This is a genomic window from Leptospira fainei serovar Hurstbridge str. BUT 6, assembly GCF_000306235.2.
In the GTDB taxonomy this organism is placed as follows: Bacteria; Spirochaetota; Leptospiria; order Leptospirales; family Leptospiraceae; genus Leptospira_B; species Leptospira_B fainei.
Window position 1 is genome coordinate 603,466 of sequence record NZ_AKWZ02000010.1, and the last position, 12,675, is coordinate 616,140.

Sequence of the window (12,675 nt, forward strand, 5' to 3'; positions counted from 1 at the left end):
GGATTTATTTTTGCGCGGTCTTCTTGGAATCGTCAGTCGGAGTTCCTTCGATAATGGAAAACCCTTTCACGATCTGCTTTCTTTTGGATAAGATTGCGGTGGTGGAAAGAGGGCCCGGTTTATTTAGCCAGATCTTAAAATTATCCATCGATTGAACATTATAATGAAACGGATAATCCTTCGGAAACATTTCTCCGTCCGGAAATCCGAAAACCTTAGCTCCTTTCGTCAGAGTGCGAATGACGATGCTTTTTTCGTCGGTCGGAAGGCTTAGGAAATTCTTTCTCATATCGTCCGGATACCGGAAATATTCCTCGGCATTCGAAGTGTAAAGGATACGGATCGGTATGCGGATCTTGGTGGCTTTTTCACCGATTGCCCGGAATGTTTTCATCCCTAATAAGTTTCCGTCGATCGCAAGAATGCGTCCTTCCAAAACCATATTTCGCAGATAAGTATAATCGTTGGAATCATTATGAAAGGATTTAAAATCGAAGGTTTTAGACATTTTCTTTAGATCGGCAAGCCTTTGTGGAACGCCGCCTTTCTTAAGCGCAATCTCGTATGCTTTACTGATCACCTTGAATTCGGGGTCTGCGGAGAATCTCTTTTCCAAAACTGCGAGAGTTTCCTTTTTATTCTTTCCATCCCATAGCGCCTCGAATTCCGCATAAGTGGGAGAAATTTCAAAAAAATACAAATGAATTCGGTTAATCGCAACGGTTACAGGATCAAAATCGGCAAGAAATGCATACTCGCTTTTTGCCCAGGCAACGAGTGTAAGATTTTGGTCCGTTCCTACTCCGATATAACCGCCTCCGAGTCCTTCCACACTCGAACGAAATAAATCCAATCTTCTTTCGTTCGAAGCCGGATAATGATCGGCGTGAAGATTACGATCGGCAGGTAACGGATCCGTTTCATCCAAAGTCAAAACGTCTCGATTTAGATTGCTGGAAGAATATTTATGCTCGGTAACGGAAAGCGTTCCGCAAGTCGCCGCGGAAAACGATAGGTATATGAGAAAGATTGTTTTATAGACTCTTGAGGAAAAACTCGCGTGTAAATTCTCTGCGGTTTTTTTTCTGAATGTCATGATTTCCCTCGATCGATTAGGAGCCGGTCTCTGATTTCCCAGGCTCCGAAACAGAACTTATTAAGAGGTGTTACGGGGGGAAGAACTTTACGAGTCGAAAGTTAGAGAGATTTCTACTCGGAGAGGCGCTACCCTCTCCGATATAGAGGAGGTCATATCAATGCGATGTACTGTATAATGCCCTCAAATCCGCTGCAATATTCTTCTGCATGGCTTCGTTGGTTCCCCCGCCGATAGAAAGTAAAATCGCGTCCCTATGCAATCTTTCCACGGGATATTCACGACAATAGCCGTAGCCGCCCAAAACTTGGATCGCGTTTCTGGAAACTCTTTCCGCCATTTGCGTAGCGACGAGCTTTGCGGATGCCGCTCCGAGCGAATTGCGGTTTTCCGGATGAATTTTTGCCGCAACATCATAGACTAATGCGCGGGCAGCCTGATAGTCGGCATAGGATTCCGCTACGAGTCTTTGGATTTGACCGAATTCGATGAGTTTTTTACCGAAGGCTTCTCTATGGCGAATCGTATAATCGCACATGACTTCGACACAGCGTTTTGCGATTCCCAAGGATTGCGCTGCCAAGGTAACTCTCTCGATTTCGAGGTTTCTCATCATGTGAACTAAAGCGCCGTCTTCCACGCCGATTAGATTTTCAGCAGGAACTTCCGCATTATCAAAAACTAATTGAGTTGTGGGAGAAGATCGCATTCCCATCTTTTCCTCTTTTTTTCCCACGCTAAATCCGGGAAAGGCGCTTTCCACGATGAAGGCGGTCGTGCGTCTTGCGTCTTTGCTTGTTTTTGCATATATGAGAAAAACCTGGCCGACATTTCCGTTCGTAATATATTGTTTTGTGCCGTTCAGAATGTATTTGTCCCCGCGACGAACGGCTATCGTACTCATTCCGAGTACGTCGGTTCCCGCCCCGGGTTCGGTCATGCCCATCCCGCCGATCCATTCTCCCGATAAGACTTTCGACAGATACTTTTGCTTTTGAAGAGCGTTGGAGCTGTAGTAGAAATTATTCACAAACAGCACCTCGTGAGCTAAGTAGGAAAGGGTAAATCCGGGATCGTATGCGGAAAATTCCTCATGAATGATGACGCTTGCTACAGGATCCAAACCCATGCCGCCGTCTGCCTCCGGAACCGTTACGCCGAAAATTCCTAGTTCAGTGCCAAGTCGGCGGAAAAGGGGCGCATTAAATAGTTCTCCATCGTCGTGCTCTTTTGCCTGTTCGTCCAAACTTTGCTTAGCGAACATCGCTACGTTTTCCCGCAAGGAGAGATGATTCTCCGTAGGATTGAATAAATCAAAACTCTTGTCTAATACGCCTTTCATACGCAAACCTCTCTTCCTACTTTTCCGTCGCTAACGGAATCCAACGAATCTTCTTTCTTTGATTTTTTCATCATAATTCAAACCGCATCGACGCGAAAGTCTCGGCTTAAAAGGGACTGGACACCCTGCCCTAGTATCCTATTGTAAGAGCGGTTTAGAAAACCGCATTTTCTTTTTTTCCGGCTTCCGAGACAAAACCGAGCCATCGGCATTTTATCGGTCTCGCTCCGGGTTAGGATGGAACCTGAATGGCATATTCTGTCGTATTAACTGGTATTTGTATTCTCTCTTTCTTTTTAGGATCCAGAAATAAAGGACTGAACGAGTATTCTTTAAACGGGTTACGAGAGGCTTTTTTGCAATCCTTCGCCTCTCCATTTTCTCCCAAGTCGATTTACTGGTTCTTATTCTTCGGTTCTTTCTTACTTCTTCCTTATTTTTGGGGATTAACGTTTCTACTTAAATCCGACATGAATGTTCTGGTAATCATCGGAGGATTAGTCTGGGATTATTATTGGAGTAGAACGTTCATTCTGTTTCGATGAGGGAGATTTCCCAAAATAAGCTAAAAAAGTAGTTTGCATCCGAGCTTTTTGGAAATTTCGTGTTTATAGCCCTATTTTTATTGGAGAACCCAGGTCCATGAAGATCATCGTTTTAGTGAAGCAGGTGCCTGACACCGAAACGAATATTAAAGTCGGGGACAAATCCATCAACGAAGCCGGAATTAAATGGATTATCTCTCCGTACGATGAATTCGCCATCGAGGAAGGTCTCAGATTGCGCGAGAAAAACGGAGGGGAAGTTATTGCAGTTTCCCTCGGTCCCGATCGCGTTCAAGAGTCCCTCCGCCAAGCCTATGCAATGGGAGCAGACCGCGCGGTACAGATCAAAGTGGACAACTACGTTCCTTTCGATACCGTTTTGACTGCTGAATTAATTGCTAATTTTGCAAAATCGGAAAACGCCGATATAATTATCGGAGGACGCCAATCGATCGACTCCGACAGCTCTCAAGTTGTCGTTCAAGTCGCTGAAGCATTGGGAATTCCTCATATAGCTTTTGCCGTAAGCTTGGAAATTAACGGAACAAACGTTAAATCAACTAAAGAAGTGGAAGGTGGAACGCAAATCGTCGAAACCACTCTTCCAGTCGCCATCACCGCTCAAAAAGGCCTTAACGAACCTCGTTATCCGAACCTTAAAGGTTTAATGGCTGCTAAGAAGAAGCCGATTGAAAGTAAATCTCCCGCCGACCTGGGTAATCCATCGAGCAAGATTGAAATCGTCGGTCTTGAACCCCCTCCTCCTCGTATTCCTGGTCGCAAGCTGGAAGCAGCGGACGCTAAGGGATTTGCAGAACAGCTTGTGAAAGCTCTTCGCGAAGAAGCTAAGGTTATCTAAGGAGAAGACCCGTGAGTAACGTATTAATCGTAGGCGAACTCAAAGACGGAGAACTCAAAAAGATCTCCAGAGAAATTACTTCCGCAGGTCGCAAGATCGCGGATGCCCTAGGCGGAAAAGTGACCGCCGTTCTACTCGGATCCGGAGTGGAGAAATTTGCCGGTGAACTAGCTGCAGTCGGCGCGGATTCAATCTTAACCGTAAATGCCGGCGAGTATAACGCTGAAACTTGGGCAAATCTAGTTGCAGGTGTGATCAAAGATAAGAATCCATCCGTGGTTCTTTTACCCCACACTTCACAAGGAAAAGATTATTCTCCCCGCGTAGCGGTAAAAGTCGGAGCAGGAATCATTGCGGACGTGGTAGGACTTTCCGTTGACGGCGGAAAAGTCGTAGCGAAGAAACCGATCTATTCCGGTAAGGCATACGGAAACTTTAAAGTTACCAGCCCTATCTCTATTTTCACCGTTCGCCCTAACTCGCAAGAAGTCGGTCAAAAAGCAGGCGCGGGTGCGGTCGAAGCGGCATCGCCTTCTGCAGGCGACGCGAAAGTGAAGATTGTTTCTTCCGATCTAAGCGGTGGAAACAAAGTCCAGTTAGCGGAAGCTTCCATCATCGTATCCGGTGGACGCGGTATTAAAGGTCCTGAAAATTGGCCGATTCTTCAAGGATTGGCGGACGTTTTAGGCGCGGCTCTCGGAGCTTCTCGCGCAGCTGTTGATGCTGGTTGGATTCCTCATAGCCATCAAGTTGGACAGACCGGAAAAACCGTTTCTCCTAATTGTTACATTGCATGCGGCATTTCAGGTGCAATTCAACACTTGGCCGGTATGGGCTCTTCCAAGTATATCGTCGCAATCAATAAGGACGGAGATGCACCGATCTTTAAAGTGGCTACCTACGGAGTCGTAGGCGACCTCTTCGAAGTCGTTCCGGCTCTTACCGACGAGTTCAAAAAAGTACTTGGATAATTTCGTCTAATGAAGCCATAGTAAGAACAATTATGGTTTCATCCAAGGGGTTTATATCCTTTTTAAGTGCCGCGGCCATTTTGGTTTGCGGCACTTCTATTTTACCGGATCCGGGTCGGGACCGTTTAAACGCACTTATAGGAAAAATGAATGAAATTTCCAGTTTCCGAGCTAGCGTAACCATCAATAACGAACTTTCCGGAACACTTTCGTACAAAAAACCGAATCAATTACACGTCAAATTCTCTGACGGGAGAGTTATAGCTGCCAATGGTCGCTTTCTCTGGTTTTATTCTCCTTCGAGAGGAATTGTGGGCAAACAGGATTTAAAAGGAATGAGCGGGGGAATCGGAGGATTGCTATCCGGCTACGAGGAAGTCACACCGGTTGGCGGCTCTCTTCGCCTAAAATCTCCTAATCGGACTTACGAAGAAATCGTCGTGACCTTAGGACCTGACAATACTCCAAGATCCTTACGGATGAAGCATAAGGGCTCCGGAGAATATACCTCTATCGCCTTTTCGGGAGTCCAAACAAACGTAGGATTATCGGCTTCACTCTTCAATTTTGGAGCACCTTCAAATGCACAAATCGTGGAGAACCCGCTCAACGAGAGGGAATAGGCTTTGTCTGCAACATCGCGCACCGACGCCCACAAAATATTCGCGGATCTTTACCGTAAACCTCGTTCTCCGGAACATCAGCAGAAGATAGACGAAGTAATACAAAAATCGAATGATATCTTTATTCGAATCGACTTGATGAAGAAAGTCGACGAAGAGTTTGAGCAGAAAAAGCGGGAAGATAACCGGAGAACGGAAGAAGATGAAAAGGCCGCTAAGCAATCCTCAAATCTCCCTGCTTCATCCTCTTCTAAAACGCCGCCTAAACCGGTTCGCAAAACGAACGACTCAGGCGCAGTCGGTCTAGGATTTTTAGCGAATTTATTCGGCGGAAATGCGGCAATCACCAAGTTCGCGAAAGAGACCGGAACGGTCGAAGTCGGATTCTTGGGTCGGAATTCGAAAATCGCGCCGTCGGTAGAACGTTTATTCAAAGCCTTGAAAGAGGACCAAATCATCTCGACCTTGCAGGCGCTTCGATTGGCCGAAAGCCAGGGCTGGAGACATTGGCGCCCATTAGTATATAACGTAGTATTAAATTTTAATAAATTCTTTAATAACTTTATTTCTCTCGATTCCCTCTTTATCGACGAAATCTCGCCCGAAATCTTTTTGAATCGATCCTTAAAGATGCAGATGTACTATGCTAGACATTTATCCCGAGACGATGCGAAAGATATCATTTTAACCCACGTGCCCGATCTCGTAAAAAAAGACGAAAAACTTTCAGTCAAACTACCGTCCATTTTATCCGGATTGAATTATGGATTGAATTTGGAAACCGGAAAACCGAAATTAACGGACGCAATTCGTGCTTTCTACGTGGTTTCCAATCGAAAAGTGATCACATGGGAAGAGATTATAGATTCATTAAACGTTCCGCCAATCAACGAAATGAAATTCCAAGGTTCCCCTGATATTACCAAGGAAGTGGACACCACTCTTATTAAACTCTCCGACGACATAATCACTCGTGGAAATAAAAAAGAGGAACTTCAAAATCTAAGACAAAGATATTTTAAAATAGATGAGAACGGCAAAATTTCCTTCGACTTCCTAAACGGAGTAGTGGACGATTATTTCGCTCACCATATGCCGGAAAATATGAACTCGGCGGCGTTCAAATCCTCTTTCAAGGGAATGCCTCATAAACTTATATATATACTACTAAGAGATTTTCAATCCTGCTACTCTCCGATTCTGGAAGGAATGGTTAAAATCGGAACGAAAAACCATAACCGTGACGTGATCATCATGCAAACCGGTTTGTTTAAGGGAGAAATTGAGGAAATCAATAATCTACTCCGCCAGTTGGATGCATTCAATAAAAAATATCCGAGTTTCCAATATACCTTCGCTACGTTTAATCAAAACACTTCCGGCAGTGCGGTAGAAGACCAGATTACGCTTAATCTTTTGCGATTATTAGGCGAAGCCTCAGCATTTATGGGAAAATTCGCGGAAAAAATCAACGTTCTTGTGGAAAATCATTTGCTCGCAAAAGATTACGAGGTCAAAGGTCAGTTAAACGATCGAGTTCTGGCCTCGAAGGAAAAAGTCATCGATGAAATCAAAGTTCTTCATAGATTCATTCCTTATTACGATTCGACTATCGTGTCCGGAAATCGTTTAAACAATAAATCCCTCGAATATGTTTTCGTAGATATGGCCCAGCTCCTATTCAATTACGCGGTCATTTACAAGGATAAATTCACCGTAAATAAATTGACTGCCCATCGTAAAATCGACGGCGAACTTAAAGCTCTTCGTGCCGAATACGAGCGTTTATCCGGCAAGCCGTTTGAGGGAGGCTCGCCGCTAAACGAATCCTCGGAGGAAGTATGAGGATCTTAACCGGTGTTCAACCGTCCGGAAAATTACATTTAGGCAATTATTTTTCCGTTATACGGAAGTTAGTCGAATATCAAAATTCATCGGACCTATACTGCTTTGTGGCAGACTTGCACGCATTGACGACTTTCTCTTCAGCAAAAAATCACACCGAAAATACTTATGATGCCGTCTGCGATTTTCTCGCTCTCGGAATCAATCCTGACAAATGCACTTTTTGGATTCAATCCTCCGTCCCGGAAGTCACTGAATTAGCCTGGTATTTAGGGATGTCAATCACGGTTCCTCAACTACAGTTAGCTCATTCTTTTAAGGATAAGGTTGCAAAAGGAATTACGCCGAGCGGCGGCTTATTTTTTTACCCCGTTCTTATGGCCGCCGACATTCTCGCCTTCAACAGCGACAGAGTTCCGGTGGGAAAGGATCAAAAGCAGCATTTAGAACTTACTAGAGATATTGCGGAGCGCTTCAATGCGCAATACGGGCAAACCTTTAAATTACCCGACCCGGAAATCGATGAATCCACCGCGATTGTACCCGGAACGGACGGAGCGAAAATGTCCAAATCGTACGGTAATACGATCAATTTTTTCGACGATGAAAAGAAGATCAAAAAAGCGGTGATGGGAATCGTAACGGATTCCGCCGGGATCGACGATCCTAAGGATTATGATAAAAATTTAATATATACGATTCATTCCCTTTTCCTGGACGATGCAAACAAAGCGCGACTAAAGGAAAAATTCGTTACACCCGGCACGGGTTACGGCGATTTGAAAAAAGCCCTATTGGAACAAGTCTTGGATTACTTTGCTCCTTACCGAAAAGAAAGGGAAAAAATAGCGGCCGACCCGACCTATGTTAGGGATATAATGAAAAAAGGCTCCGATAAAGCTCGCAATGCTGCGACTCCAATTCTTGATACTGTGCGAAACAAGATGGGAATAGGAATCGGCACCGTAAAATAAATCCTCGTAGTCTTTCTTCCGACTAACAATTTGTCTCTTCGACTAATTGGAAAAATGTAAGTAATCTTTTTAATCCGGGAACCGTTTCCCTCATGATACGGTTTTTAGAGGAAAAATATCGAGACTGGATCCCGTCCTCTTCTTTTTCGTATTTAGTTCTCGGCATTTTATCTAGCCAATTCTGTCGTTTCTTATTCGTAGATTTTCTGCTCGTATGGACCGGAATCGGATGTATTTCGATCGTTTTCGTTTCCTTTCTAAAGCCGATTCATAAAAAGGCTCTCTCCTTCGGTTGGGGTATCCTACTCTTTTTTCTTCTCCTTATATCCGGATTTACTAAAAGAACCGCACCCTTCTTAAATGAATCGAAAATTTGGAAGGATAAGTCCAGTGCTTTCGTCGGAAAACTGCTGGAATCGGCAAACGTCGAGGGGTTAGAGAAGGAAATCTCCCTGGGATTAGTACTGGGAGATGCAAAAAATCTAAACAAGGATTTTAAACAAGACGCTAAAGACGGAGGCATACTCCATCTTTTCGCAGCATCGGGACTTCATTTGGGAATATTATTGGGCTGCGTCTTCGCCGTTCTAAAACATTTTCCCGTATTAGGATATTTTTTCCCTCGAGTCATACCGATTCTGCTCGGGCTTCTATATTTCTCGTTGCTCGGTTTTCCGGTATCTTTGGCGCGAGCCTGGGTATTTTCGTCCTTTCTTCTTTTGCAAACTCTATTCTTTCGGAGAACGCGTCCGTCGGATTTACTCATAGCTTCGACAGGAATTTTATACTTTTGGGACCCTGTAAGATCGTTCGGAGTATCGTTTCTCCTTTCGTTCGGCGCAGTCGCGTCGATTTTACTTTTGAAACCGTGTTTAGATCTTTGCTTTCCTCAAGACACTGAGGACACCGGGGCATTGAAAAAAATAGGGTTTTTCTTTCGGGAGAATCTAACGCTCTCTTTCGCGGCAGGGCTGGGCACCTTTCCGACATTGGTCGCATGCTTCGGAACCTTTAGTTTCGGTTCACTGGGAATAAATCTGCTCTTAGTTCCTCTATGCGGAATATTACTCCCGTTATTATATTCCGCATTGCTTATAGAATTCTTATCGATCCCTTACCTGAAAGATTGTCTCTGGTTATTGGTAAAAATATTAATCAACATTCTCGGAAAGATCACCGTGTTTTGGAGCGAGAACGAGCTTACCTTCTCGAAAATCTACCGAGGCGAATCGAAGCAACTAGCGTTAGTCGTTTTGGTTTTATTTATCGTATTTTTGTTCTTCATTCGATCTCTACCGATACGCGAAGAGGTAAAAAGTTCGCTGAACCTGTCGATTGTTCCTAAAAAATCCGGCATAATTCGAAAAATTGTCGATCCTATTCTTCTAATGCGTTTATCATTATTGATTTTCTGCATTGGATTCTATTATCTTCTTGCCGTTTCGTCTCAATACGTTCGATTACCGCCGATATTCTACGGGGACAAATTCAGCTTTGTAATTAGAAACGAAAAAGAATTAGTTTTGGGAGGGAAATGTAAATACAGCTCGAATTTATTTTATAAATCTTTCGGAAAAGACGCCCAACTCTTCTGCGGAGAAAATTCAGGGCAAACTACGATCGAGAACGTTTATATCGAAGACGAATCCTGCATGCGCTGGATTCTATCGTGCTTTAGACATCGAACAAACGCGCGATTCCAATACGGCGGTAAAAAATCGCTTTCTTCCCGTAATCTCACGAACTGGCAAATCGTTCCGAAGAGAAACAGATTTTCCCTTCCGACGGAACCTGGACAACTCATACGGTTCGAAGTCGGAAAAGATTCGGTTTTTAGTCTGGTAAAATTTACGCAACAAGGCCGAGGAATTATTTTGTTAAGTCCGCGCTTCGGCAAATTAGATAATGCGAAGGAATGGAATAAAGTTCGAAAACAGCTTGGAATCGGTTCCGGCTGGGAGTTTATTGGAAGCAATGAGCTTCCCGGAATACCCGTTTTTTAAAACATCCGTCCTTCGGGAATTCCTAAAATCAAAATCCTCTGCGCCGTTAAAGAAGTGGGGACAAAATTTTCTCATCGACCCGAAAGCCGTTCAAAGCTTAATCGATAGCGCCGACCCGGAAGCTCTGCAAAGTTCTGAAATCATATTGGAAATCGGCCCGGGGTTGGGCGCTCTTTCTCACTTATTGATTCGATTCAAAAAGAAATTGAGGTTATATGAGATCGATCCTGTTTATGCGGAATGGCTGGAACATTTCCTTCCCGGTGCGGAAATTGTTCGGGGAGACGCGAGAGAAACCTTACGATTGCCGCCCGACACAGATTGTTTTCTTTTTGGAAACCTCCCCTATTATATAACGTCGGAGCTTATTATCCTCGCATTGGAAAGATTGAACGGCCTAAAGGGCGCCGTTTTCCTCGTACAAAAGGAATTTGCCGTTCGCCTCACGAAAGAAATTTCTTCACTCGGAATATACGCCGGAGCATATGGAATTTTTAAATTACGGAAAAGGATTAAAGCAGGTTGCTTTTACCCTGCTCCGAATATAGACTCCTCGATCCTTAGTTTTAAATCGGCGCCGCGGTTCGCAGAAAGGAAGTATTATCAGGCGCTTGAATTGCTATGTCGAGTCGCGTTTTGGGGAAAGCGGAAAAAACTGAGTTCATCCTTAAAAGAAGCCCCGATAAGATCATTTTATCCGAAAGGAGAATTTCCTTTTCAGGATAAGGAAGATTCTTTAAGATCCCGTCTTTCACTCGCCGTAAAATCGGCGGAAATATCGATCGATAAGCGACCCGAAGAGTTGAAGCAGGAGGATTTCTATCTCGTAGCGGAAAAATTTCCTTTCAATTAAAGGAAACCTTAGGAAGCCCTATCGAGACTGGCGCTGAAACGCCTTATATTCGTTTATAATTCTATCGCCGAACTCTTTCCATTCCTCGTCTTTTTTAAACCCGAAATGTAGAAGTACCTCCCAGTGAATCGCGGCAGGATCCGCCTTCCCCTCGTAACAATCGATAATCCAATCGGAAAGATACACGGCAAAGACTACATCTCGAGATTCCTTTTTGGCCATTAAGGGCCGGTGATGATATTCGGCGGCGACTCGGATCGTATCCGAGAAATTCCACTTCTCGCAGATCATACTACCGAGCGAAGTATGAGTAATTCCTAATGCAGCTTCTTCCAAGCCGAGCGTCGATGCTAATAGGTTTTTTCCGGTCAGTTCCGTCAATTTGGCCACGATTTCAGGTTCCAATGATAGCAGAAGAACCAAACCTATGTCATGAAGTAAAGCGGCGCAGACTAAATTGGTTAAGAACGTTTTTTTCCAACCCATACGCTCTCCCAACCTTCGGCAGATATACGCGGATAAGCTGGATCGCTCCCAAATCTGTTCGAACTCTTTATACCTTTCTTCGAGTATTTTCTTCGTGCCAAGACTTAGAAGAATATTATTTAACTCAGAAAGTCCGATTCGTTTAATCGCCTCGTCGAGCGTTTCCACTTTTCTTCCCTGAGCGAAAGAAGCTGAGTTGGCAAGTTTCAGAATATTTGTCGAAAGAGAAACGTCTCTTGAAACGGACTCGGTAATCTGCGTTATGGACGAATCGGGTTTACTGATCAGACTCATGATCTGATTTAGATTTTCCGGAAACGTAGGAAGCTTATCGATTTCGGCGATAATTTCGACCGTCCTCTGATAAGAAACATTCCGGTGTTTGAAATCCAAGGGAATTTTTATATAAGCGGAAGTGACTGCCCCTTCCGCTTTGAGCTTATAGCAGTCCCCTTCGATTCCTTCGTTTTTCAACATGAGAAGCGACATCGCAAGCCCGAGTCCGGCTCCTTCGGAGTCGTCGGCGTGATCGGCAAAAACCTCTCCTAGATCATTGTATTCACGGCTCTTGCCGATCCTATTTTCAACCCTCTTCAGTTCTTCTGCAATGATCGGCGCGTTATTGGAAACGCGCATCAGGAAGCTCGATCGATTGAAAGCCATAGTAATCAGGCAATGAAATTTGACTTTTTCAAGAAGCTCGGCGTATCGCTCTTTATCTCGAATCATCTCCTTTTTAAAATTCGCCATCCCTTTGGTGTAATCCTCGGGATCGGAAATATTCAGGTTATTTTCGGAGAAAAATATCCGCTTGGAGTTGGCCTTAACGGCGTTCATTACGCTCTCACGTAGAATGGAAAAAACCGATTCCTTAAGAGATATCGCGTCCAGATAGACCAGATAACGATCGAGCAAAACGTTCAGAAGTTTGTCTACGTTTCGGTTTAATGTCGTAATTCGAATATAAAGAGGGTTTAGCCTTTCGATACGCTCGTTTACGTTACGTACGCTGAGATAGTATCCTTCTTTTTCGAAGTGGTACCAGTTTATGTTCATTTTCGCTACGGAAGGCAGTTCC

The 12,675-nt window shown here is 44.2% G+C and carries 11 protein-coding genes; 8 read left to right on the forward strand and 3 right to left on the reverse strand.

Going from position 1 to position 12,675, the window contains the following annotated elements; translation table 11 throughout:
* Positions 1 to 4: 4 nt before the first annotated feature.
* Positions 5 to 1,096: an LIC_10091 family lipoprotein gene (locus LEP1GSC058_RS11945; RefSeq protein ID WP_016550399.1), complete on the reverse strand. Its 1,092-nt coding sequence runs from the start codon at positions 1,094 to 1,096 to the stop codon at positions 5 to 7.
* A gap of 157 nt (positions 1,097 to 1,253) precedes the next feature.
* Entirely contained in the window at positions 1,254 to 2,438 is a 1,185-nt protein-coding gene (locus LEP1GSC058_RS11950) for an acyl-CoA dehydrogenase family protein (protein WP_016549413.1), read from the reverse strand.
* Positions 2,439 to 2,686: 248 nt separating this feature from the next.
* On the opposite strand from LEP1GSC058_RS11950, the gene LEP1GSC058_RS11955 reads away from it, so the two are divergent.
* From LEP1GSC058_RS11955 to rsmA, 8 genes are all read left to right on the forward strand, one after another.
* Entirely contained in the window at positions 2,687 to 2,983 is a 297-nt protein-coding gene (locus LEP1GSC058_RS11955) for an LIC10362 family protein (protein WP_016549855.1), read from the forward strand.
* Positions 2,984 to 3,080: 97 nt separating this feature from the next.
* Positions 3,081 to 3,842, forward strand: a complete 762-nt coding sequence (locus LEP1GSC058_RS11960) for an electron transfer flavoprotein subunit beta/FixA family protein (protein ID WP_016550694.1) — start codon at positions 3,081 to 3,083, stop codon at positions 3,840 to 3,842.
* A gap of 11 nt (positions 3,843 to 3,853) precedes the next feature.
* A complete protein-coding gene (locus tag LEP1GSC058_RS11965; protein ID WP_016550093.1) occupies positions 3,854 to 4,813 on the forward strand; it encodes an electron transfer flavoprotein subunit alpha/FixB family protein in 960 nt (319 codons plus the stop codon).
* 32 nt (positions 4,814 to 4,845) lie between these two features.
* A complete protein-coding gene (locus LEP1GSC058_RS11970; protein ID WP_016550844.1) occupies positions 4,846 to 5,436 on the forward strand; it encodes a LolA family protein in 591 nt (196 codons plus the stop codon).
* Positions 5,437 to 5,439: 3 nt separating this feature from the next.
* Positions 5,440 to 7,281, forward strand: coding sequence for a hypothetical protein (locus tag LEP1GSC058_RS11975; protein ID WP_016549451.1), 1,842 nt, complete (start codon positions 5,440 to 5,442; stop codon positions 7,279 to 7,281).
* Positions 7,278 to 8,255, forward strand: coding sequence for a tryptophan--tRNA ligase (gene trpS, locus LEP1GSC058_RS11980; RefSeq protein ID WP_016550386.1), 978 nt, complete (start codon positions 7,278 to 7,280; stop codon positions 8,253 to 8,255). The genes LEP1GSC058_RS11975 and trpS overlap by 4 nt, the downstream gene beginning before the upstream one ends.
* A 92-nt stretch (positions 8,256 to 8,347) precedes the next feature.
* The gene (locus tag LEP1GSC058_RS11985) at positions 8,348 to 10,258 is read left to right on the forward strand and encodes a ComEC/Rec2 family competence protein (RefSeq protein WP_016550994.1); all 1,911 of its coding nucleotides are present in this window, start codon (positions 8,348 to 8,350) and stop codon (positions 10,256 to 10,258) included.
* Positions 10,230 to 11,111 carry a 16S rRNA (adenine(1518)-N(6)/adenine(1519)-N(6))-dimethyltransferase RsmA gene (rsmA, locus tag LEP1GSC058_RS11990; protein WP_016550196.1) on the forward strand — a complete coding sequence of 294 codons (882 nt, stop codon included), beginning with the start codon at positions 10,230 to 10,232 and terminating at the stop codon, positions 11,109 to 11,111. Before LEP1GSC058_RS11985 ends, rsmA begins: the two co-directional genes overlap by 29 nt.
* Before the next feature lie 18 nt (positions 11,112 to 11,129).
* Here rsmA and LEP1GSC058_RS11995 read toward each other — a convergent pair whose 3' ends face one another.
* A complete protein-coding gene (locus LEP1GSC058_RS11995; protein ID WP_016550559.1) occupies positions 11,130 to 12,653 on the reverse strand; it encodes an HDOD domain-containing protein in 1,524 nt (507 codons plus the stop codon).
* Positions 12,654 to 12,675 lie beyond the last annotated feature (22 nt).